Origin of the sequence: Streptomyces sp. NPDC001663 (assembly GCF_042893105.1) — a bacterium.
In the GTDB taxonomy this organism is placed as follows: Bacteria; Actinomycetota; Actinomycetes; order Streptomycetales; family Streptomycetaceae; genus Streptomyces.
This window is the reverse complement of the sequence record NZ_JBIAUR010000017.1, coordinates 169,447-190,596: the sequence shown is the minus strand read 5'-3', so window position 1 is coordinate 190,596 and position 21,150 is coordinate 169,447. Positions and strand designations below refer to the sequence as shown.

20 protein-coding genes are annotated in these 21,150 nt (G+C 72.8%); 2 read left to right on the top strand and 18 right to left on the bottom strand.

Annotated elements, in window-relative coordinates; genetic code table 11:
- Positions 1-39 precede the first annotated feature (39 nt).
- Entirely contained in the window at positions 40-774 is a 735-nt protein-coding gene (locus tag ACFY1L_RS42555) for an SDR family NAD(P)-dependent oxidoreductase (RefSeq protein ID WP_388837556.1), read from the bottom strand.
- 104 nt (positions 775-878) lie between these two features.
- Between ACFY1L_RS42555 and ACFY1L_RS42550 the strand changes: the two genes are divergently transcribed.
- Both ACFY1L_RS42550 and ACFY1L_RS42545 read left to right on the top strand, forming a co-directional pair.
- Positions 879-1,508, top strand: a complete 630-nt coding sequence (locus ACFY1L_RS42550; RefSeq protein ID WP_388837554.1) for a TetR/AcrR family transcriptional regulator — start codon at positions 879-881, stop codon at positions 1,506-1,508.
- 304 nt (positions 1,509-1,812) lie between these two features.
- Entirely contained in the window at positions 1,813-2,541 is a 729-nt protein-coding gene (locus tag ACFY1L_RS42545; RefSeq protein ID WP_388837551.1) for a flavodoxin family protein, read from the top strand.
- 510 nt (positions 2,542-3,051) lie between these two features.
- On the opposite strand, the gene ACFY1L_RS42540 is transcribed toward ACFY1L_RS42545, so the two are convergent.
- The 17 genes from ACFY1L_RS42540 to ACFY1L_RS42460 form a co-directional block, all read right to left on the bottom strand.
- Positions 3,052-6,195: an error-prone DNA polymerase gene (locus tag ACFY1L_RS42540; protein WP_388837548.1), complete on the bottom strand. Its 3,144-nt coding sequence runs from the start codon at positions 6,193-6,195 to the stop codon at positions 3,052-3,054.
- Positions 6,188-7,711 carry a DNA polymerase Y family protein gene (locus tag ACFY1L_RS42535; protein WP_388837545.1) on the bottom strand — a complete coding sequence of 508 codons (1,524 nt, stop codon included), beginning with the start codon at positions 7,709-7,711 and terminating at the stop codon, positions 6,188-6,190. Before ACFY1L_RS42535 ends, ACFY1L_RS42540 begins: the two co-directional genes overlap by 8 nt.
- Positions 7,712-7,717: 6 nt before the next feature.
- Entirely contained in the window at positions 7,718-8,413 is a 696-nt protein-coding gene (locus ACFY1L_RS42530) for a hypothetical protein (protein WP_388837542.1), read from the bottom strand.
- A gap of 108 nt (positions 8,414-8,521) precedes the next feature.
- Positions 8,522-9,379, bottom strand: a complete 858-nt coding sequence (locus ACFY1L_RS42525) for an SDR family oxidoreductase (protein WP_388837539.1) — start codon at positions 9,377-9,379, stop codon at positions 8,522-8,524.
- Positions 9,363-9,626 carry a hypothetical protein gene (locus ACFY1L_RS42520; protein ID WP_388837536.1) on the bottom strand — a complete coding sequence of 88 codons (264 nt, stop codon included), beginning with the start codon at positions 9,624-9,626 and terminating at the stop codon, positions 9,363-9,365. The genes ACFY1L_RS42525 and ACFY1L_RS42520 overlap by 17 nt, the downstream gene beginning before the upstream one ends.
- 25 nt (positions 9,627-9,651) lie before the next feature.
- On the bottom strand, positions 9,652-10,755 hold the full coding sequence (paaE, locus tag ACFY1L_RS42515; RefSeq protein ID WP_388837533.1) for a 1,2-phenylacetyl-CoA epoxidase subunit PaaE: 1,104 nt from the start codon (positions 10,753-10,755) through the stop codon (positions 9,652-9,654).
- Positions 10,752-11,270, bottom strand: a complete 519-nt coding sequence (gene paaD / locus ACFY1L_RS42510; protein ID WP_388837530.1) for a 1,2-phenylacetyl-CoA epoxidase subunit PaaD — start codon at positions 11,268-11,270, stop codon at positions 10,752-10,754. Before paaD ends, paaE begins: the two co-directional genes overlap by 4 nt.
- Positions 11,264-12,130, bottom strand: coding sequence for a 1,2-phenylacetyl-CoA epoxidase subunit PaaC (gene paaC / locus ACFY1L_RS42505; RefSeq protein ID WP_388837527.1), 867 nt, complete (start codon positions 12,128-12,130; stop codon positions 11,264-11,266). The genes paaD and paaC overlap by 7 nt, the downstream gene beginning before the upstream one ends.
- A gap of 19 nt (positions 12,131-12,149) precedes the next feature.
- Positions 12,150-12,446: a 1,2-phenylacetyl-CoA epoxidase subunit PaaB gene (paaB, locus tag ACFY1L_RS42500; protein ID WP_388837524.1), complete on the bottom strand. Its 297-nt coding sequence runs from the start codon at positions 12,444-12,446 to the stop codon at positions 12,150-12,152.
- Positions 12,443-13,387, bottom strand: coding sequence for a 1,2-phenylacetyl-CoA epoxidase subunit PaaA (gene paaA / locus ACFY1L_RS42495; protein WP_388837521.1), 945 nt, complete (start codon positions 13,385-13,387; stop codon positions 12,443-12,445). Before paaA ends, paaB begins: the two co-directional genes overlap by 4 nt.
- A 24-nt stretch (positions 13,388-13,411) precedes the next feature.
- Positions 13,412-14,194: an enoyl-CoA hydratase/isomerase family protein gene (locus ACFY1L_RS42490; protein WP_388837518.1), complete on the bottom strand. Its 783-nt coding sequence runs from the start codon at positions 14,192-14,194 to the stop codon at positions 13,412-13,414.
- A gap of 23 nt (positions 14,195-14,217) precedes the next feature.
- On the bottom strand, positions 14,218-15,081 hold the full coding sequence (locus ACFY1L_RS42485) for a 3-hydroxyacyl-CoA dehydrogenase family protein (RefSeq protein ID WP_388837516.1): 864 nt from the start codon (positions 15,079-15,081) through the stop codon (positions 14,218-14,220).
- Positions 15,078-15,869: an enoyl-CoA hydratase/isomerase family protein gene (locus tag ACFY1L_RS42480; RefSeq protein ID WP_388837513.1), complete on the bottom strand. Its 792-nt coding sequence runs from the start codon at positions 15,867-15,869 to the stop codon at positions 15,078-15,080. Before ACFY1L_RS42480 ends, ACFY1L_RS42485 begins: the two co-directional genes overlap by 4 nt.
- Positions 15,866-17,047 (bottom strand): thiolase family protein, encoded by a 1,182-nt coding sequence (locus ACFY1L_RS42475; protein ID WP_388837510.1) that lies wholly within the window; start codon positions 17,045-17,047, stop codon positions 15,866-15,868. Before ACFY1L_RS42475 ends, ACFY1L_RS42480 begins: the two co-directional genes overlap by 4 nt.
- A complete protein-coding gene (paaN, locus tag ACFY1L_RS42470) occupies positions 17,037-18,740 on the bottom strand; it encodes a phenylacetic acid degradation protein PaaN (protein WP_388837507.1) in 1,704 nt (567 codons plus the stop codon). Before paaN ends, ACFY1L_RS42475 begins: the two co-directional genes overlap by 11 nt.
- A gap of 76 nt (positions 18,741-18,816) precedes the next feature.
- On the bottom strand, positions 18,817-20,130 hold the full coding sequence (locus ACFY1L_RS42465; protein WP_388837504.1) for a dihydrolipoamide acetyltransferase family protein: 1,314 nt from the start codon (positions 20,128-20,130) through the stop codon (positions 18,817-18,819).
- The gene (locus ACFY1L_RS42460) at positions 20,127-21,146 is read right to left on the bottom strand and encodes an alpha-ketoacid dehydrogenase subunit beta (protein WP_388837501.1); all 1,020 of its coding nucleotides are present in this window, start codon (positions 21,144-21,146) and stop codon (positions 20,127-20,129) included. The genes ACFY1L_RS42465 and ACFY1L_RS42460 overlap by 4 nt, the downstream gene beginning before the upstream one ends.
- Positions 21,147-21,150 lie beyond the last annotated feature (4 nt).

Sequence of the window (21,150 nt, the reverse complement as noted above, 5' to 3'; positions counted from 1 at the left end):
CGGCGGTCCGGCCCGCCGCTCCCACAACGGCGATGGGCTCTATACGGCGGTTCGGCCGGCGTCGGCCGCGACGATGGCGCCGGTGAGGTAGGCGGACCGGTCCGTGGCCAGGAAGAGGATCACCTCTGCGATCTCGCGAGGCGTGGCGAGCCGGCCGAGGACGGTGGTCTTGGCGAACTGCTCGGCGCCCTCCTCGCCCACCGTGTCGAGCACCATGTCGGTACGGGTCGGGCCGGGGGCGACGGCGTTCACGCGGACCCCGGCCGGGCTGAACTCGGCGGCCCAGGTGCGGGTCAGTGACTCCAGGGCCGCCTTGGTCGCGCTGTAGACGGACAGCCCGGGCAGGCCGATCCGGGCGGCCATGGTGCTGACGTTGACGATGGTGCCGGTGCCCTTGGCGACCATGGCGGGGGCCAGGGCCGCGGTGAGGAAGTACGGCGCGCGGAAGTTCGCCGCGAGAGCGGTGTCGAAGGTGTCGACATCCTGGTCCACGGTCGGCGCGCCGGGGAAGATCGCCGCGTTGTTGACCAGTACGTCCACGTCCCCTACCGCCTCGGCCAGGTGCCGCAACGACGCCAGGTCCGTGAGGTCGGCCGCGACGAACCGGGCGCGGCCCCCGGCGTCCGTGATCGAGCGCACGGTCGCCGCACCGCGCCCGGCGTCGCGGCCAGAGACGACGACCTCGGCGCCCCGCGCGGCCAGCAGCCGAGCCGTCTCACTGCCGATACCGCCGGTCGCGCCGGTGACGAGCGCACGCTTTTTGCTGAGTTCCATGCCTGGGTCCTTCCAGAGGTTGTGCCCGTGGAATGGGATGCATGACCCACAATGGGCACGAAAAAATGGGTTGTCCAATCCAGAAACTGGTAGCCTGTGCGACTATGGGGACCCAGGCGGAGACAGGACGGCCGGAGCGGAAACTGACCCGCAAGGGCAAGGAGACCCGGCGCCGGATCGTCGAGGCGGCCGCGCAGCTCATGTATGAGCGCGGCGTCACGGAGGCGACCCTGGAGGACGTGCGAGCCGCGGCCGGGGTCAGCGGCTCGCAGATCTACCACTACTTCGCCGACAAGGACGCGCTGCTGCTGGCGGTGATCGAGCACCAGACGGAAGCGGTGCTGGACCGGCAGCAGTCCCTCTTCGCCGACATGGACACCCTCGAGGGCCTACGACGCTGGCGGGACGGCCTCGTCGAGTACCAGCTGCGCCTGCAGTGCCGTGGCGGCTGCCCGATCGGCTCCCTCGGCAGCGAGGTCGCCGAAACCAATCCGGAGGCCCGGCTCGCCGCGGCCACCGGCTTCCTGCGCTGGGAGTCCGCCATCCGCTCCGGCCTGCAGGCCATGCATGACCGCGGCGACCTCGACGGCGACCCCGAAGAACTCGCCCTCGCCACCCTCGCCGCACTCCAGGGCGGCCTTCTCCTTACCCAACTGCAGCGCCAGGTCAGGCCGTTGGAGGTGGCCCTCGACGCGATGCTCGCCCACATCGCATCGCACACGAGACACCCTTGACGCTGTCGTCGGTGTCAGCGACAACCGCTGAATCCCTCGGCGGCCGCATCGGGTGCACGGTGCTCGACAAGGCGGAGCGGCGGGTGATTCCGCCGTGCCCGAACGAGTGTGGAGCGCGCCCTGCGCCGCCACCACGAGACGATCGGCGCGGGGTCGGGATTCCTGATATCCGAGAACACGCGACATCGGTCGAATTGATGACGGATGAGAGGCAAAGCGCGACAAACGGAGATCCGCGCGAGAGGCTGCGGCTGGACCGCCCCCGTTCCGGGACAGCCTGCCGTCCGACGCGAAGGAGCCCGCCGTGACCGCCACGAACCCCGACGACGCGTACCGCTTCGACGACCTCACCGCCGTGTTCATCAACTGCACGCTCAAGCCCTCTCCGCAGCTCAGCCACACCCAGGGCCTGATCGACAAGAGCGCGGAGATCATGATGTCGCGCGGCGTCACCACGTCCGAGATCCGGGCCGTCGACCACGACATCGCCCCGGGCGTCTATCCGGACATGACCGAGCACGGCTTCGCCACGGACGAGTGGCCCGCACTGTACGAGCGCGTCATGGCCGCGGACATCCTGGTGCTCGCCGGACCGATCTGGCTCGGCGACAACAGCTCGGTCACCAAGCATGTCATCGAGCGGCTCTACAGCTGCTCCGGACTGCTCAACCCCGAAGGCCAGTACGCCTATTACGGCCGGGTCGGCGGCTGCCTCATCACGGGCAACGAGGACGGTGTGAAGCATTGCGCGATGAACATCCTCTACAGCCTCCAGCACCTCGGCTACACCATCCCGCCGCAGGCCGACGCCGGCTGGATCGGCCCGGCGGGCCCCGGCCCCTCCTACCTCGACCCCGGTTCGGGCGGCCCGGAGAACGACTTCACCAACCGCAACACCACCTTCATGACCTGGAACCTGATGCATATGGCGGCCATGCTGAAACGAGCCAAGGGCTTCCCTGCCCACGGCAACCAGCGCTCGGAGTGGGACGCGGGCTGCCGCTTCGACGCACCCAACCCCGACTACCGGTGAGCCTGGACTTCTTCCGTGGACACGCGCCAGGCGCAGGTACTCGGCAGCGCCGGATCATCCTGTGCCGCGGCGTCGCAGACAACGGCGATCCGGCACACCGCGGTAGCCGAGAGCTCATGAATGAGCCGCTCGTCCCTCCCCGCGTCCGCTCTCCTCGGCGTCGAACCAGATCCGGCATCCGCCGTCTGCGCACGGGCAGCCGCAGGTGCGTATGTCTTCCCTCAGCCTGCCCTGCCGCCCACGCTTGCCGCCCTGAGGCAACTGTATGCACTCGGGATCGTGGTTCCTCTCAAGGTCGCCCGCCCGCGGTTCGAGAGAGTCCCGTCGTTACGACGGGCTCCAGCGCCGAACTGGTTACGGGGGGCCAATGACGGTGAGCATTCGGGCGAGCTTCCATGGTCGGCGGCCCCAGGCGGCGAGCTTCGCTCCAAGAAGATGAACCAGCGCGCGAACTGGCGGCCGACTTCCGCGGAGCCGTGCGGCGCCCGGGCCCCGAGCTTTCAACACCGTCTACCGGCGAGTGCGCCGCGAGGATGCCGGTACGGCCAAGGTCTCGGCCCGGTGGACGATGACGTTGAAGGTGCCGTGGTCGCGTTCGATGTGGCCGTCGAGCAGGACGGCGGGGGCCTCGAGCAGGGTGCGACGGCAGCGTTCCCACACGGGTGGGGAGAAGACCAGGTTGACCATGCCGGTCTCGTCTTCCAGGGCGCCGAAGGCGACGCCGTTCGCGGTGGGCGGGCGCTGGAGGTATTTGGCGAGTCCGCCGAGTCGTACGCGGGTCTGGTCGGCCATGTCGCGTACGGCCGCTGCGGTCAGGGCGCCGCGCTGCGCGAGGCGGGGTCGGGCGTGGCGGACCGGGTGGGTGGTGGCGCTGGCTCCGGTGGCCGACAGGTCGGCGATCGTTTCTTCCGCGGGGGTCATGACCGGCAGGTCGGGGGCGGGGGAGAGGGTGCCCAGGCCGGGGAGGTAGGGCTGGTGGGTGCGGGGGAAGGCGCCGGCCGTCCACAGGGCGCTGCGGCGGTGGCCGTCGAAGGCGGCGAAGGCGCCGGCGGTGGCGAGTTGCTCCATCAGCCGGGCGGGCAGCCGCGTGCGGCGGGCGAAGTCCTCCAGGTCCGCGAAGGGCTGCTCGGTGCGGGCGGCGACGATCGCGTCGGCGGCGTCCTCGCTCAGGCCGTTGACGCCGGTCAGGCCGCGGCGGATGGCGAACTGCCCGTCCTGGTCGTCGGGTTCGAGGGTGGCATGCACGTGGGAGGCCCGGACGTCGACGTCCCGCACGGTGATGCCGTGCCGTTGGGCGTCCTGGATGAGGGTCTGGACGTCGTAGAAGCCCATCGGCATGTTCGCCAGGATCCCCGCGGTCAGGGCGGCCGGGTAGTAGTGCCTGATCCAGGCGCTGGCGTAGATGATGTGGGCCATCGACTGGGCGTGGCTCTCGGGGAAGCCGTAGTCGCTGAACGCCTCGATCATGGAGGTGATCTGCGCGGCGGCCGCGGGCGGGATGCCGTTCGCGGCCATGCCCTCCAGCAGGCGGCCGCGCAGTTGGGCGACCTTCTCGGGGGCGTGCTTGGCGGCCATCGCCTTGCGCAGTCGGTCCGCCTCGCCGGGGGTGAAGCCGGCGCAGTCGATGGCCAGTTGCATGGCCTGTTCCTGGTAGAGGGCGACGCCGAGGGTCTTCTCCAGCGCGCGGCGGGCGAGCGGGTGCGGGTAGGTGACCGGCTCCTCGCCACGTCTGCGCCGTAGGAAGGGGTGTTTGGAGCCGGCCTGGATCGGGCCGGGCCGGATGATCGAGGCGGCGATGGCCAGGTCGTTGAAGTTCTCCGGGCGCAGCTGCGGCAGCGTGCTGATCTGCGCCCGGGATTCGACCTGGAAGACGCCGATGGTGTCCGCGCGGGCGATCATGCGGTAGACGTCGGGGTCGTCGGGCGGGATCGAGGTGAGGTCCAGGCGCACGCCGTGGTGCTCGCGGATCAGATCGCAGGCGGTGTGCAGCGCGCCGAGGGTGCCCAGCCCCAGCAGATCGATCTTGATCAGTCCGGCTGCGGCCACGTCGTCCTTGTCGCCCTGGAGCACCGAGCGGCCCTCGCGGGTGGCCCACTCCAGCGGCATCACCTCTCCGAGCGGTTGGCGGGTCAGCACCATGCCGCCGACGTGGATGCCCATGTGGCGGGGCAGGGTGTGGAGTCGGGCGGCGAGATCGCGCACGTCCGGCGGCAGGGCGACGTCGGGGCCGGGCGGGCCGTGGTCGATGTGCCGGGTCATCTCCCGGATCTGTGCGGCCGGGTGGCCCAGCACTCTGGCCGCGTCGTGCGTGGCAAGCTTCGGCTGGTAGGTGATCACGTTGGCGACCTGGGCGGCGTGGTCGCGGCCGTAGCACCGGTAGACGTACTGGATGACCTCCTCGCGGCGGCCGGCTTCGAAGTCGATGTCGATGTCGGGCGGCCCGGCCTTCTCCACGCTGAGGAAGCGTTCGAAGAGGAGGCCGTTCTTGAGGGCGTCGACGGCGGTGATGTTGAGGACGTAGCAGACCACGCTGCTGGCCGCGGAGCCGCGGCCCTGGCACCAGATGCCGCGGCCGATCGCGAACTGCACGATGTCGTGGACGATGAGGAAGTAGCCGGCCATGTCCAGCTCGGCGATCACCGACAGTTCGTGGTCGAGCTGCTTCCAGGCCGCCACCGCCTCGGGCGACGGATCGTCACGGTCGCCATAGCGGGCGGCGCAGGCCCGCTCGGCGAGGTAGCGCAGCCACGCGATCTCCGTGAACCCGGCCGGCGTGGGGAAACCGGGCAGTTGGGGCCGTAGCTCACCGAGGTCGATCACCCACGAGTGGCCGAGCTCCACAGTTGTCTCCAGGACGCCGGGATAGCGGGCGAACCGCTTGGCCATCTCCGCGTACGAGCGCAAGTGAGCGGTCGGCGCCGGCATCAGGTGGCCGGCGGCGCGGTCGAGGGTCTCGCGGCGACGCAGCGCGGTCAGCGCCTGGGCGAGCCGGGCCTGGTGCGGGGCCGCGTAGTGGACGGCCCCGGTCGCCACCACCGGCAGGCCCAGGCGGCGGGCGGCGACGACGGTGACGTCGCCCGCGACCGAGTCCTCGGGCAGGTGGTGGTCGATGAGTTCGGCGTACACGCTGCCGGTGCCGAAGACGTCGGTCAGACGCCGGAGACGATGGGCGACCGTGGTGACGTCGCACCGCTCGGCGTCCGGTGCGGGGCACCCCGGCAGCACCGCCCAGTGTCCGCTGCTCGCGGCCGCGGACAGCGCGTGCAGGTCGTAGACGGGGGCGTTCTTGGCGCCGGCCAGCTGGGCGGCACTGATCGTCGCCGACAGGAGCCGGAAGCCTTCCAGACTGCGGGCGAGCACCACGGGCGTGCCCAACTCCGGGTCGTCGAGGGTGAGTTCGGCGCCGTATAAGGTGCCGATCCCGGCCGGGCCTGCGGCCTCGGCCAGGCGTCGCGCGCCGTACAGTCCGTCCCGGTCGGTGACCGCCAGCACCGAGATGCCCAGCCGGAGGGCCTCGGCGACGAGTTCGTCCGGCTGGGCGGCGCCCTGCAGGAAGGAGAAGGCGCTGTGGACGTGGAGTTCGGCCCAGCCCGGCTCGTCCGGCACGAGACGTGCGGTGGGCAGCTGCAGGACGTCGGCGCCGTCGTCACCCATAGTGCGCCTCCGCCCACCAGCGACCGTGCTCGATCACGAGTAGCCAGGCGCGGCCGTCGGCGGCGGCGACCTGCATACGGGCGATCCGGCGGGAGCGGTCGCGATCCCACCACCACTCGAGCACCGGCCACGGGCCGGCCCACCCGTCGACCGCGGCCTCGCCGTGTCCCTCCACGGCGAGATGGGCGGGCGGGGCGGACAGAGCCAGGCGGCCGGAGACGGCGACCTGCCGCCCGCTCGCGTCGGTGAGCCGGGCCGGCAACCAGTGCGGGAAGACCGTGGCCGGGTGCGGGCTCGGCAGCCGCCCGGGCCAGGGCCCGTCGGGCGGCCGCGGCCCGGTGTCGACGTCGCCGAACGGGACGAGGCGCACCTGGTCGGCCGGGCCGCGCCCGCCGCCCAGCTCGACGCGCACGACCGCCTGGTGGCCGAGCATCGCCTGCACCCGGGCGGCGGCCCGCTCGATCTCCTCCGGGGTGTGACGCTCGCCGAACAGCGCACTCTGGCGGCCGGTGGCCGCCGTCAGCTGCTCGGGGCGCAGCACCAGACGGACGATGCCGTGCTCGCCGCCGGTGTCGAGCAGCCCGGCGTCGGTCCAGGCCTGCAGCACGCCCCGCACCCGCTCGGCGACCGCCGGCGCGGACAGCCGCCCCTCGTGGCGGAAGACCCTCGACAGGGTGCGGCCGTCGGCGAGTTCCACGGCGGCCTCCAGCCGGGCGCACACCACCCCGGCCGCCGCCAGCCGCTCATGGAGCTGCTCGGCGCTCGCCTTCGCGGCGAACACGACGGGTTCGAGGAGATCGGCGACCGGCTCGAAGGCATACGCCACGGTGTGCTCGCCGGTGTTCTCCCGCACGGCCAGCGGGCGTTCGTGCCGGCCGCGGGCGGTGCGGTGGGCGGCGATGCCCTCGGCGCCGAAGCGGGCCAGCACCTTGTTCTCGGGCAGCGCCGCGAACGCGCCGACCGTGCGGATGCCCAGACGTTCCAGCAGCTCCGCCAGCCGGGGTGCCCCCAGCACGCCCACCGGATACGGGGCCAGCCAGGCCGCGTCGCCGCCGAGGGGGACGAGGTGTCCGCTACGGGCGGCGAGCGCCGCCGTGAAGACCGAGTCGGCGATGCCCGCGCGGGCCGGAAGACGCAGCTCGGCCAGGGCGGCGACGAGGCGCTCGGCCAGCTGCGGCTCGCCGCCCCAGTAGCGGGACGGACCACGGGCGGGCGCGGCGATCAGGCCGGGCCGGATCACCTCCAGACGCGGCATGACCGTGCCCTCGAGGTGGCGGACGGCGGGCTCGAAAACCCGTATCTCGGCAGCCAAGTCCCGCTCGACCACGCGCAGTTGCGCACAGCGGGCCTGGGCGACCCGCACCCGCATCCGCCGCCGCACACCCGCCGCGCGCGCGGCCGCCGAGCACGCCACCACCTCGTCCCGGTGCACGACCGCGACCGCCTCGCCGCCCTCGGCACCGGACGCGATGACCGGGAAGTCGGGGATCCAGCCGACGATGACCCTGCTGTCCACCGCGGCTCACCCCACCACGCGCAGGACCGGCCGCCCCCTGTGTCCGGCGGGGCTTGCGGTCACGGCCGCTGGTCCGCCCGCCGCGGCGTCGGTGTGCACCGGAACGATCCGGCCGCCGGGACCGGGCAGCCACATCTCCGCATACCGCGGCGCGGCGGCCGCGCCGCGCCCGACGGACGCCACCCGGACGCGCCGTCCACGCAGCAGACCGTGCCCGCCTCCGATGCCCTCCCAGGCCGCGGAGACCACCCTCATCCGGACCTCGGCGCCCTGCCAGGAGTCGGCGGCCAGCAGCACCGATCCACCGCGCCGCAGCACGGCGGCCAGCCGACGGGCGATCCGGTCGGGCACCGCGCCGAGCCGGCCGCCCACGAGGACCACCGGGACCGCCTCGGCCACGGTGGCCACCACCTGGGCCCATTGGCGGCCGGGGTCGTCGATCCGCATCCCGCTTTCCAGCTCCAGACCGGCGGCCTGGGCCGCGAGCGCCCCCATCTGCGGCAGGCCGACCGCAGCCCAGCCGACACCGCCGCTGGACACTTCGGCGGCGAGTGCCAACAACAGCGGCATGTCCCCACCGGCGCTGACCGCCGTCCCCGGGCGGATGCGCCCCTCCGGCAGCAAGGCACCGAGCGGCGACGTGTTCGCCGACTCGGCAGGACCGCCATTCCCTCGCGCGCTCGCCACCGGTCTTGCAGACATGCCTAGATATTCGAGCATTAGTTCGAATGAATCAAGTCGCCGAGCGCTGGGGTGGCGGTGGGGGAGCGGCGTGGGCCACCAGTCCCGCACGCCGGCCGCCGTACGGGATCAGCGCAGGGTGGCGCGGACGACGTCGGTGAGTGATGTGGCGGGGCGGCCGGTGAGGCGTGGTACGGCGTCGCTGACGCCGTCGAGCTGGCCGGCGGCGATGGCCGTGTAGGTGGACACCCAGGCGTCCAGCTGCCATTGCGGGGCGCCGTAGGTGGCACGGGAGGCGTACGCCTCCTCGACCGTCTCGGGACGGTAGGTGACCGTGCGGCCCTCCACCTGGGAGAGGACGGCCGCGGCCTCGTCCAGCGTCAGGGACTCGGGACCGGTCAGGTCGTAGGTGTCGCCCGCGTGGTCGGCCGGCCGGGTCAGTACCGCGGCGGCGGCATCGGCGATGTCGTCCTGGGCGACGAAGGCGGCCCGTCCCTGCCCGGCCGGACCACGGATGACTCCGTCCTCGCCGACGAGGGCGGGGACGAAGTCGGCGTAGATGTTGTCGCGGAGGAAGGTGTACGCCAGGCCGCTCCTGCGGATGTGCTCCTCGGTGTGGAAGTGGTCGCGGGCCAGGGTGAAGACGGCATCGGGGGCGGCGCCGAAGAAGGACACGTACACCAGGTGCTCGACGCCCGCCTCCACGGCGGCGTCGACGAAGGCCCTGTGCTGGGAGAGCCGGTCGACGTTCTCGGCGGCGGACACCATCAACAGGGTCTTCGCGCCGCCCAGTGCGCGCACGGCGGCGTCGCGGTCCTCGTAGCTGCCGCGCACCGGTGCGGCACCGGGCAGCCGGGGCGCCCGCTCGGGGCTGCGCACCAGCAGCCGCTGCGCCAGGCCCCGCTCGGCGAGGCGGCGGGCGACGCGTCCGCCAAGGCGTCCGGTGGCCCCGGTGACGACCAGTGTCGGTTCAGTCGATTCGGTCATGGCTTACGTCGCTTCCGGTGAGTGGGTTCAGGAGCCGGTTCGCCTTGCACGGTACGGACGGGGCGCGGGTTTCGAGGTCGGTGGGGCCTTCGGGGTGGTCGGGATCGACCCGCACCAGGTGCGCGCCAAGGGTGTGGCGTACGACGTTCTCGGCGGGCAGGCGGATCACGCCGGGAACATTGAAACCGGCGCGGATCTCCCGGACGAGCAGCGGGGTGGCACTGGGCGCGTCGCCGAGCCACGGCACAGGTGCCTCAAGTGCCTCAAGTGCCTCAACTGTCGAAGTCGACCGTGAGGGTGTCGGAGGCGGCGTACGTCTGACATGTGAGGACGTAGCCCGCGGAGACCTCCGCCGGTTCCAGGGCGTAGTTGCGGCGCATGTCGGCGTCGCCGTCGGTGACGAGGGCGCGGCAGGTTCCGCAGACGCCGCCCTTGCAGGCGAACGGCAGGTCGGGGCGGGCCTGTTGGGCGGCGTCGAGGATGCTCCGGTGGCGTGGCGCGGTGAATGTGGTCGCCCTGCTGTCGAGGACCACGGTGACCTCGCTCGTCGGGCCACGGTCGGTGACGTCGTCGTGGTCGGCGGAGCGTGTGGGGGCCGGTTCCTCGTCCGCGTGGAACAGTTCCTGGTGGACGCGGTCCGTCGGGACGCCGAGCCCGGTGAGGAGGGTTCGGGCGTCGCGCACCATGCCGTGCGGGCCGCACAGCCACCAGTGGGACACCTCCCTTACGTCGACGAGGGCGTCCAGCAGCGCGGTCAGCCGCCCCGTGTCCAGACGGCCGGAGAGCAACTCCGCCTCGCGCGGCTCGCGGGACAGCACGTGCGCGAGGTGGAAGCGGGCCGGGTAGCGGTCCTTCAGGTCTGCGAGCTCGTCCGCGAACATCACCGTGCCGGTGCGCCGGTTGCCGTACAGGAGCGTGACGCGCGCGTCCATGTCCGCGGCGAGCACGGACGCGGCGATGGACAGCATCGGCGTGATGCCGGACCCGGCGGCGAGGAGGACATGGTGGCCGAGGCCGTCGGCGGCGGTCAGGTCCGGGGTGAACGCACCCGCCGGGGCCATGACTTGGAGGGTGTCCCCAGGCTTGACGCCGTGCACGAGCCAGGAGGAGAACAACCCGCCCGGGACCACGCGGACGCCGATGCGCGGTGCCGTACCGGCCGGTGAGCAGATCGAGTACGAGCGCCGCTCGTCACGACCGTCGATCTCGCGGCGCACGGTGAGGCACTGACCCGGCCGGAACGCGAACTCGGCGGCGAGACGGTCGGGGACCTCCAGGGTGAGGGCGGCAGCGTCCGCGCACAGCGGTTCCACGGCGGACACCCGCAGGGCGTGGAAGGCCGGGCGGCGGCGGGACTGGACGGAAGTCAGGGTCATGGCAGGTCCTTGACGTGCGGGAACGGCTCCAGACAGGCACGGCAGCGGCGAAGTGCGGTGCAGGCGGTGGCGGCGAAGTGCGAGATCTCCTCGGTGTCGGCCGAGGCGCAACGAGGGCAAGGGACATCGGCCGGCGCGGTCGTCAGGCTCAGCCAGATCCGGGCCGGCCCCGAACCCTGCACGCCTCGTGGGCCGGGCGGTGCGATGCCGTGCTCCGCCAGCTTGCGGCGGCCCTCGTCCGTGATCCGGTCCGTCGTCCACGGTGGATCGAGCACCGTGATGACCCGTACATCGGCGAAGCCGGCCGCCCGCAGCCGGGCCGCCACCTCCGCGCGCATCTCGGCCACGGCAGGGCAGCCCGCGTAGGTCGGGGTGAGCCGTGCGACGACGGTTCCGTCCGGTGTCACCTCGACGCCGTGCAGCACCCCGAGGTCGGCGAGGGTCAGCATCGGCAGTTCGGGGTCGGGGACCTCGGCGGCGATCTGCAACGCCCGCTCCGGCGAGGCCGTCACCATGACGCCCCCGGGTGGGCGCGGGCGACGCTCTGCAGTTCGGCGAGGAGCGGTGCCAGGTGCGGGGTGTGGTCTCCGTTCCGGCCGGAACCCGGGACCGGGGACGCCGGCGTGTCCAGCGGGGAGACGTCGTCGGGCCGGTTCAGCCCGGCATCGGCCAGCACGTGGAACAGCTCCAGGCGGGTCCGCGCGGCGACGGCAACCGGATCCGCGCCGAGGCGCGCGGCCGTACGGTCCGTCAGCAGCTCGTCCAGCCAGGGGGCGAGGGCGTCCAGTGCGGCCCGCACCCGGCCGGCAGACTCGTCGGTGCCGTCACCGAGCCGTACCGTCCACTCGGCGGCCCAACGGCGGTGGTAGGCAAGCTCCTTGACGCTCTTCGCGGAGATCGCGGCCAGTACCGGGTCGGGGGCGGCGGTGAGCGCCTCGCACACGGCCAGCCGCCAGATGGAGAAGACCAGGAGACGGGCGACGGTGAACGCGAAGTCGCCGCCCGGCAGTTCGGCGAGGCGTACGTTGCGGAAGTCCTCCGGGTCGCGGAAGTAGGCGTAGGCGTCCTCGCCGCGGCCCGTGCCGTCGGCGCGACCGGCGCGCGCGTACAGCAGGCGCGCCTGGCCCAGGAGGTCGAGGCCGATGTTGGCCAGCGCCAGCTCCTCCTCCAACTCCGGGGCGCGGGTGCACCATTCGGCCAGCCGCTGGGCGGACACCAGGGCGTCGTCGCCGAGCGCCACACAGCAGGCGGCCAGGTCGTCCGCGTCGACCCCGTCGGGCACCGCCTGGTCGACGCCGTGCAGCGGGTCGGTGAAGCCGGTGCCGAACGCCCAGCGCGCGCTGTCGCCGTCGACGTACAGGTCCTCGTCGTTCATGCGCTGCTCCTCGGTGTCGCTAGATGTGGGGTACGTCGTCGGGGATGTCGTAGAAGGTGGGGTGCCGGTAGACCTTGTCGCCGCTGGGCGCGAAGAAGGGGTCCTTCTCGTCGGGCGCGGAGGCGGCGATGGTGTCCGAGCGCACGGCCCAGATGCTCACGCCCTCGTTGCGCCGGGTGTAGAGGTCGCGGGCGTGGAGCAGGGCCATGTCGTCGTCGGCGGCGCGCAGGGAGCCGACATGGACGTGGTTGAGCCCGCGCTTGCCGCGGACGAACACCTCGTACAGCGGCCAGTCGGCCTTGGTGGTCTCACTCATGCTGCGCTCCCCTTCCGCTTGGCCGCGTGGACGATGGCCGCCGCGCGCACCCAGGCGCCCTCTTCGTGTGCGGCCCGGCGGCGGGCGATCCGCTCGGCGTTGCACGGACCGTCGCCCGAGACGACCCGCTTCAGCTCGTCCCAGTCGGGGGCGCCGAAGTCGTGGTGGCCGCGTTCCTCGTTCCAGCGCAGGTCCGGGTCGGGCAGGGTGACGCCCAGCTTCTCGGCCTGCGGGACGGTCATGTCGACGAAGCGCTGCCGCAGGGCGTCGTTGGTGTGCCGCTTGATCCTCCAGGCCATGGACCGCGCCGAGTTGGGGGAGTCGTCGTCGGGCGGGCCGAACATCATCAGGGACGGCCACCACCAGCGGTCGACGGCGTCCTGCACCATGGCGCGCTGCTCGTCGGTACCGCGCATCATGGTCAACAGCAGTTCGTAGCCCTGCCGTTGGTGGAAGGACTCCTCCTTGCAGACGCGGACCATGGCGCGTCCGTACGGGCCGTAGGAGGTGCGGCACAGCGGGACCTGGTTGCAGATGGCCGCCCCGTCGACGAACCAGCCGATCACTCCGACGTCGGCGAAGGTACGGGTGGGGTAGTTGAAGATCGAGGAGTACTTCTGGCGGCCGTCGATCAGCCGCTCCGTCAGCTCCGTGCGGTCGGCGCCGAGCGTCTCGGCCGCCGAGTAGAGATACAGCCCGTGCCCGGCCTCGTCCTGCACCTTGGCGAACAGGATCGCCTTGCGGCGCAGCGAGGGCGCCCGGGTGATCCACTCGCCCTCCGGCTGCATGCCGATGACCTCGGAGTGGGCGTGCTGGGCGATCTGCCGGACGAGTGTGGACCGGTAGGCGTCGGGCATCCAGTCGCGGGGTTCGATCCGCTGGTCGCGGGCGATGGTGTCCTCGAAGGCGGACATGTTCATGGAGGCGGGTGGCTCTGTCATGGGTGCTCCTTTGGGGGTGGGTGGTCAGCGGCCGTGGAAGACCGGCCCGCGCCGTTCGAGGAAGGCGGTGACGGCCTCGCGGTGGTCGTCGGTGGTGCCGAGCCGCCGCTGGACGACGGACTCGCGCTCCAGCGCCGCCGGCAGGGCCGTGGTGGCCGCCGACCGCAACAGCGCCTTGGTCTCCCGCTGCGCGGCGGTGGGTCCGGCGGCCAGCGTGCGGGCCAAAGCCACGCCCTCGGCGGCGGCCGAGCCGTCCGCCACGACGCGGTGCACCAACCCCCACCGCTCGGCGTCCCGCGCGGAGAACGTGTCGCCGAGCAGCATGAGTCCGGCGGTGCGGGAGGGGCCCAGCTGCCGGGCCAGGGCGCGGGCCACGCCCGAGTCCGAGGCGAGGCCGACACCGCCGAACGCGGTGGCGAAACGGGCGCCCTCCGCAGCCACGCGTACGTCGGCGCAGAGCGCGAGGCCCAGTCCGGCGCCGACGCAGGAGCCCTCGACCGCGACGACGAGCGGGATCGCCAGTGCGTGCAGCTCCTTCACCAGCGGGTTGTAGTGCTCGGGGATGTTGGCGAAGGCGGTGGCGGGCGAGGTCTTCAGCAGGTGGGCGTGTTCCTTGAGGTCCTGGCCGACGCAGAAGTGCCGGCCGCGGGCGGTGATCAGCGCCGCCCGCACCTCGCGCCGGGCGTCCGTGGTCAGCCGCCGGGCGGCCATGAGGAGGGCGCTGCGCAGATGGGCGTCGAGCGCGTTGCCGGTCGCCCGGCCGCGCAGTTCGATCACGGCCACGGCGTCGGTGACCTCGTACGACACGCCGTGCAATCTCGGAATCTCGGTCACTGCCATCGATAGAACCCCTGACCGCTCTTGCGGCCCAGCTCACCGCGGGCGACCTTCTCCCGCAGCAGCCGCGGCGGCGCGAACCGGTCGCCGAGCGTCGCGTGCAGGTGCTCCGCGATGGCGAGCCGTACGTCGAGTCCCACCACGTCGGTCAGGCGCAGCGGGCCCATCGGGTGCCGGTAGCCGAGGTGCATGGCCGTGTCGATGGCGTCCGGGGCGGCGACGCCTTCCTCGACCATGCGGATCGCCTCCAGACCGAGGGCGAGGCCGAGGCGGCTGCTGGCGAATCCGGGCGAGTCCCTGACCACGACGTCCTGCTTGCCGAGGGCGTGCGTCCAGCGGACCGCCGCGGCCCGTGTCGCTTCCGTCGTGTCGGGGGCCAGGACCAGCTCGACGAGGGCGGACACGGGCACGGGATTGAAGAAGTGCATCCCCAGGAACCGCCCCGGACGCATCAGCGCCGCCGCGAGTTCGGTGACGGACAGGGAGCTGGTGTTGCTGGCCAGCACGCACCCGTCGTGCACGACAGCCTCGGCGGCGGCCAGCAACTCCGCCTTGAGCGCCGCGTCTTCGAAGACGGCCTCGACGACCAGGTCCGTGTCGTGGGGCAGTTGGGCGATCGAGGAGACGACGGTGACACGGTCCGGTACGCCGAGGTCCGGCGGCCCGGCGAGGGTCCCGCGCTCCGCCGCCTGCCGAAGTCCCTTGGTGATCCGCTCCATTGCCGCGGCCGCGGTCGAGCCGTCGCGCTCCACCACGACCACCCGCGACCCTGCGGCCGCGAACGACTGGGCGATCCCGGCCCCCATACGGCCGCCGCCGATCACCCCCACCTCAGCGGGTGTTGCTGCCGTGCTCATCCCCGGCCTCCCTTCTTCTCCAGGAAGCGCGTCATGCGCTCCTCCTTGTCCGGGCTCTCGAAGAGCACCGCCTGGGCGAGGTCGTCGGCCACCGGATGAGCCCCCGAGGCGTCGGTGACGAGCTTGGTGAGCCGCAGGGCGAGCGCCGAGGAACGGGACATCCGGTCGAGCAGCGCGTGCGCCTCGGCCATCAGCCGGTCCATCGGTACGACGTCCAGGACCAGCCCGCAGGCGAGCGCGGCACGGGCGTCGAGGGTGCGCCCGGCGAGCAGGACCTGCTTGGCCACCGACTCGCCCACCAGCTCCCGCAACCGCCAGCACGCACCGGCGGCGGCGAGGATGCCCAGACCCGGCTCGGGGTTGCCGAAGACCGCGTCGGGCCCGGCGATCCTGAGGTCGCAGGCGTACGCCAACTCGGCGCCACCGCCCAGCGCCCAGCCCGGCACCGCGGCCACGGTCGGCAGCGGCAGCCTGCGCACCCGCTCGAACAGGCGGCTGTTGATCCCCTCGAGCGCCTCGTCCCGCCCGCGTCGCCGCAGTTCGCCGATGTCGGCGCCGCCGGCGAAGACCCCGCCGTGCCCGGTCAGCAGGAGAAGCTTCGGGGAGTGCTCCAACTCCTCGCACACGCGGTGGAGTTCGGCGATCATGCGCCCGTTGATGGCGTTGCGGGCGGCGGGCCGACTGAGGGTGACGACCATGCGGTCCGTGCGCTCCTCGACCGACAGCGTCTCGTACGACGGGCTTTCCGCACGGGAGTTGTCGTACGCCGGTCTCGCAGCCGCGCTCATACCCGCTCCACGAGCATGGCCACGCCCTGCCCGACCCCGACGCACAGGGTCGCCAACCCCCGTCGGCCGCCCTCGCGTTCCAGTCGGCCCAGCAGTGTGAGCAGGATGCGGGTGCCGGAGCAGCCCAGAGGGTGGCCCAGGGCGATGGCGCCGCCGTCGGCATTGACGCGGTCCGGGTCGAGCTTCAACCGGCGTATGACCGCCAGGGCCTGGGCGGCGAAGGCCTCGTTGAGTTCGATGGCGTCGAGGTCGGCGGCCGTCCAGCCCGCCCGGTCCAGGGCCTTGGCGGTGGCCGGCACCGGGCCGAGTCCCATCAGGTGCGGCTCGACCCCGGCCGAGGCGGCGGTGACGACACGGGCCCGGGGCGTGAGCCCGTACCGTTCCACGGCTGTCCCGCTCGCCACCACCAGCGCGGCCGCCCCGTCGGACAGCGGTGAGGAGTTGCCCGCGGTGACGATGCCGTTCCGGCGGAAGACGGTGCGCAGGCCGCTGAGCCTCTCCAACGTGGTGGTCGGGCGCGGCCCTTCGTCCTCGGTCACCTCACCGTCGGCCACCGGCACCGGGACGATCTCCGCGGTGAAACGGCCCGCCCGCTGCGCGGCCACGGCACGCCGGTGGCTGCGCAGCGCGAAGGCGTCCGCGTCCAGGCGGCCGATGCCGTCCAGGGCGGCGACCTCCTCCGCGGTCTCGCCCATCGACAGGGTGGTCGTCGCGGGGAAGCGCGGGTTGGTGAAGCGCCAGCCGAGGGAGCTGTCGTGGACCTCGCCCGGCCGCGCCCAGGGGGTGCCCGGCTTGGCCATCACCCACGGTGCCCGGGTCATCGACTCGACTCCGCCGGCCACGACCAGTTCGGCCTCACCCGCCCGTATCGACTGGGCGGCGGACGCGACCGCCGTGAGCCCGGACGCGCACAGCCGGTTGACGGTGTAGCCGGGCACGGTGTGCGGAAGTCCGGCCAGCAGTACGGCCATCCGGGCGACGTCACGGTTGTCCTCGCCGGCCTGGTTCGCGGCGCCGAGGATCACCTCGTCCACGCCGTCGGCCGGGATCCCGGCACGCCGCACCGCCTCGCCGACGACGAGCGCGGCCAGGTCGTCGGGGCGCACGGACGCCAGGGCACCGCCGTAACGGCCCTGCGGGGTACGGGCCCCGTCGATCAGATAGACCTCATCGGACATCGGTGTGCTCCTCGTGCTGCTCGGCCGGGGCGTGGCGGCGGGACTGGAGGACGGCGAACCGGCCGGTGACGAACGCCGGGTCGGTCAGCGTCGCGTTGGCGGCCGGGTTGGCCGAGCTGCCGTGGAAGTCGCTGAAGGCGGCGGACTGGTTGGGGAACACGTCGCCGGTCAGGTTCTCCGAGAGGTGCACGCCCGCCTCCAGGGCCGTCTTGCGGGCCGCCGCCAGCACGTCCTCGCCGGTCGCGTACACGCACGCGGTGAGCGCGCCGTGGCGCCGTACGGTGTCGTGCAGCACGCGCAGGGAGTGCGCGGTGTCGTCGGTGGCGATGACGAAGGAGACCGGCCCGAACCACTCGCTTGTGTAGGTCTTTTCGTCGGTCTCGGCGTCGAGCCGGGCCACGAGCGGGGTGCGGACGACGGCGTCCGGGTGGTCGGGGTGCGCAACGGCCCGCGAGGGATGGGCGGTACGGTCCAGGGCCGCCGCCTCCTCCAGCCGCGCGAGGACTCCGTCGTTCACGATCGCGCCGAGGGTGGCGGCGGCCCGGGCCGGATCGCCCAGCAGCTCGTCCAGCGCGGAGCCCAGATCGGCGGCGAACTCGTCGGCCGTACGCGGCCCTTGGTCGGTGTCGAACCCGTCCCGGGGTACCAGGATGTTCTGCGGGGTGGTGCACATCTGCCCGCTGTAGAGCGACAGCGAGAACGCGAGGTTGCGCAGCAGCCCGGCGTAGTCGTCCGTGGAGTCCACGACAACGGTGTTGAGACCCGCCTTCTCTGTGTGGACGACGGCCTGGCGGGCGTTGTCCTCCAGCCAGTCGCCGAACTCGCTCGACCCGGTGAAGTCCACGATCCGTACGTCGCGGTGGGTGGCCAGGGCGGGTGCGGTGCGCTCCTCCGGGCGCGAGGCGGCCAGCAGCACCACGTCCGGGTCGAAACCGGCCTCCGCCAGCACCTCGCGGGCGATCCGCACGGTGATCGCCAGCGGCAGCACGGCCCGCCGGTGCGGCTTGACGATCACCGGGTTGCCGGTGACCAGGCTCGCGAAGAACCCCGGGTAGCCGTTCCAGGTGGGGAAGGTGTTGCAGGCGACGAGCACGGCCACGCCCCGGCCGACCGGCGTGTACGTCTTGTCCATGACCAGCGGTCCGCCCCGGCGCCGGGGCTTGCTCCAGCGCGCGGTGGCCGGGTGGCGCCGCTGTGCCTCCCAGGCGTACGCCACCGCCTCCAGGCCGCGGTCCTGGGCGTGCGGGCCGCCCGCCTGGAAGGCCATCACGAAGGGCTGGCCGGTGGTGTGCTGGACGGCGTGCGCGATCTCGAAGCTCGCCGCGTTGAGGCGGGCCAGGATCTCGGCCGCCACACCGGCCCGCACATCGGGGCTCGCCGAACGCCACGCCGGGGCAGCGGACTTGGCGGTCGCCACGGCGGCCTCGGGCGCCAGATGCGGGTAGCTGACGCCGAGCGGGAAGCCGTACGGCGACACCTCTGTGGCGGGGACGGTGCCGGTGGTGGGGTGTCCGTCGAGCGGGAAGGGACGGTCGAGGAGGGCACGGAAGGCCGCCTCGCCCGCCTCGGGCGATCCCGCTCCGTACACGGAGGCGCTGGGGGTCTCCGGATAGGGCGTCCAGTAGCGGCGGTCGGTGGTGCGGGCCACGGCCTGTTCGAGCAGGTCGGCGTGGCGGGCGTAGAAGGTGGACATGAAAACTCCAGGCCGAACGTTCGGTCGGTTGGTGGGTGCAGTGCGCCCAAGTGCGGGGAAAGGAAGGTCGGGTCGGTCAGACGTCGGCGAGCAGGATCGCCGGGCGTTCCACGCAGTCGGCCACGAAGCGCAGGAAGCCGCCGGCGGTGCCGCCGTCGCAGACTCGGTGGTCGAAGCTGAACGACAGCTGCGTGACCTTGCGGACGGTCAACTCACCGTCCACCACCCAGGGTTTGTCGACGATACGGCCGACGCCGAGGAGGGCCGCCTCCGGATGGTTGATGATGGGCGTGGAGCCGTCGACGCCGAACACGCCGTAGTTGTTGAGGGTGAAGGTGCCTCCGGTCAGCCGGTCGGGCGGCAGGTTCCCGGTCCGGGCCAGCTCGGTCAACCGGGCGAGTTCCGCGGCCAGTTGGACCGTGGTCAGCCGGTGGGCGTCGCGCACGACGGGGACGACCAGTCCGCGGTCGGTCTGCGCGGCGAAGCCCAGGTGCACCTCGTCGTAGCGCAGGATCTCCCGGCGTTCGGTGTCGACGGCCGAGTTCAGCTCGGGGTAGCGGCGCAGACCGGCGACACAGATGCGGGCCAGCAGCGCCAACAGGCCGACGCGGCGGCCGGGTTCGGCGGCCTCCAGCGCCTTCTTGGCCTGGAGCAGTCCGGTCGCGTCCACGTCGACCCAGGTCGTGGCGTCGGGGATCTCGGTCCGGCTGCGGGAGAGCTTGTCGGCGACGGCCTTGCGGACGCCTCGGAGGGGGATGCGGACGGGGCCGTCGGAGGCGGGCTCCGGCCGCGCGGCCGGCGTAGGTTCGGTCGTGATCGGCGTGCTCTGGGCGACAGCCCGCTCCACGTCCCGCCGCAGGACGACCCCGGCGGGACCGGACGGCGCGAGCGCGGTGAGGTCGATCCCGTGGTCCCGGGCCATCCTGCGCACGAGCGGTGAGATGACCCGCGGAGCGTGCGGCTCGGCCGACGGTGCCGCGGCGGCCGACGGCGCGCCGGCCGCCGTGGACCCGGCACGTCGGCGGCGACGGCGCGGTGCCGGTTCGTGCCCGGTGCCGTAACCGATCAAGACGTTGCCGGACCCGGCCTGCTCCTCCTCGCGGTAGCGCTCGGCGGCGGCTTCGGGCGCCGGAGCCGCCGCCCCCACCGTGATGAGTGGTTCTCCCACCCCGAGCGCCGTGCCTGCCTCGGCGTGCAGCCGCAGCACCGTGCCCGCGTACGGCACCGGCACCTCGACCGCGGCCTTGGCGGTCTCCACCTCGACCACGATCTGGTCGATCGTCACGGTGTCGCCGACGGCGACCTTCCACTCGACGATCTCCGCGTCGGTCAGCCCCTCGCCGAGGTCGGGGAGCCGGAAGAGCTGCTCGTCCGTCGTTGCCGTGGTCACGCGACCGCTCCCTTCAGCAGATGCCGGGTGTCGGGCTCGTCGGCGAACTGCAGGCGGTCGACGGCGTCCAGGACCCGGTCCACGCCGGGCAGGTGCGCGTGTTCCAGCTTCGGCGGCGGGTACGGGATGTCGAAGCCGGCCACCCGCAGCACGGGCGCGGCGAGCGAGTGGAAGCAGCGCTCCTGCACCCGGGCGGCGATCTCCGCGCCGACCCCGGCGAAGCCCTGCGCCTCCTGCACGACCACACAGCGCCCGGTCCTGCGCACCGACTCCGTGACCGTCTCGTCGTCGAAGGGCACCAGCGTCCGAAGGTCCACGACCTCCAGCTCGATCCCGTCCTCGGCGGCGGCCTCGGCCGCGGCCAGGGCCACCGGGACCGAGGGGCCGTAGGCGACGAGGGTGGCGTCCCGCCCGGCCCGGCGGATCGCCGCCTTCCCGAACGGCAGCGCCCCGCGCGTCCGGAGGTCGGTGTCCTCGCGCGACCAGTACAGCTTCTTCGGCTCCAGGAAGACCACCGGGTCGGGGTCGGCCACCGCGTCCCGCAGCAGCCAGTACGCGTCCTCGGCCGTGGCCGGGGTGACGACCTTCAGGCCGGGCGTGTGCGCGTAGTAGGCCTCGCTGGAGTCGCAGTGGTGCTCCACTCCGCCGATCCCGCCGGCGTAGGGGATACGGATCACCATCGGCAGACCGATCCGGCCGCGGGTGCGGTTGCGGGTCTTGGCGACGTGCGAGGCGATCTGCTCGAACGCCGGGTAGGCGAAGGCGTCGAACTGCATCTCCACCACGGGCCGGAACCCGCCCATCGCCATGCCGACCGCAAGACCGACGATGCCGGCCTCCGCGAGCGGGGTGTCGAAGCAGCGCTGCTCGCCGAAGTCGCGGGTCAGCCCGTCGGTGATGCGGAAGACGCCGCCGAGCGGGCCGACGTCCTCGCCGAAGACGAGGACTCGTTCGTCCTCGCGCAGCACATCGCGCAGGGCGGTGTTCAGCGCCTGCGCCATCGTGACCTTGGCCATGGTC

Bases quoted from the DNA above. Each gene is read 5' to 3' on its own strand.
- ACFY1L_RS42475 (WP_388837510.1), bottom strand. From the start codon at position 17,047: ATGTCCGATGAGGTCTATCTGATCGACGGGGCCCGTACCCCGCAGGGC.
- paaB (WP_388837524.1), bottom strand. From the start codon at position 12,446: ATGAGTGAGACCACCAAGGCCGACTGGCCGCTGTACGAGGTGTTCGTC.
- ACFY1L_RS42485 (WP_388837516.1), bottom strand. From the start codon at position 15,081: ATGAGCACGGCAGCAACACCCGCTGAGGTGGGGGTGATCGGCGGCGGC.
- paaE (WP_388837533.1), bottom strand. From the start codon at position 10,755: ATGACCCTGACTTCCGTCCAGTCCCGCCGCCGCCCGGCCTTCCACGCC.
- paaA (WP_388837521.1), bottom strand. From the start codon at position 13,387: ATGACAGAGCCACCCGCCTCCATGAACATGTCCGCCTTCGAGGACACC.
- ACFY1L_RS42530 (WP_388837542.1), bottom strand. From the start codon at position 8,413: ATGTCTGCAAGACCGGTGGCGAGCGCGCGAGGGAATGGCGGTCCTGCC.
- ACFY1L_RS42540 (WP_388837548.1), bottom strand. From the start codon at position 6,195: ATGGGTGACGACGGCGCCGACGTCCTGCAGCTGCCCACCGCACGTCTC.
- ACFY1L_RS42525 (WP_388837539.1), bottom strand. From the start codon at position 9,379: ATGACCGAATCGACTGAACCGACACTGGTCGTCACCGGGGCCACCGGA.
- ACFY1L_RS42460 (WP_388837501.1), bottom strand. From the start codon at position 21,146: ATGGCCAAGGTCACGATGGCGCAGGCGCTGAACACCGCCCTGCGCGAT.
- paaD (WP_388837530.1), bottom strand. From the start codon at position 11,270: ATGGTGACGGCCTCGCCGGAGCGGGCGTTGCAGATCGCCGCCGAGGTC.
- ACFY1L_RS42555 (WP_388837556.1), bottom strand. From the start codon at position 774: ATGGAACTCAGCAAAAAGCGTGCGCTCGTCACCGGCGCGACCGGCGGT.
- ACFY1L_RS42480 (WP_388837513.1), bottom strand. From the start codon at position 15,869: ATGAGCGCGGCTGCGAGACCGGCGTACGACAACTCCCGTGCGGAAAGC.
- paaN (WP_388837507.1), bottom strand. From the start codon at position 18,740: ATGTCCACCTTCTACGCCCGCCACGCCGACCTGCTCGAACAGGCCGTG.
- ACFY1L_RS42550 (WP_388837554.1), top strand. From the start codon at position 879: ATGGGGACCCAGGCGGAGACAGGACGGCCGGAGCGGAAACTGACCCGC.
- paaC (WP_388837527.1), bottom strand. From the start codon at position 12,130: ATGAACGACGAGGACCTGTACGTCGACGGCGACAGCGCGCGCTGGGCG.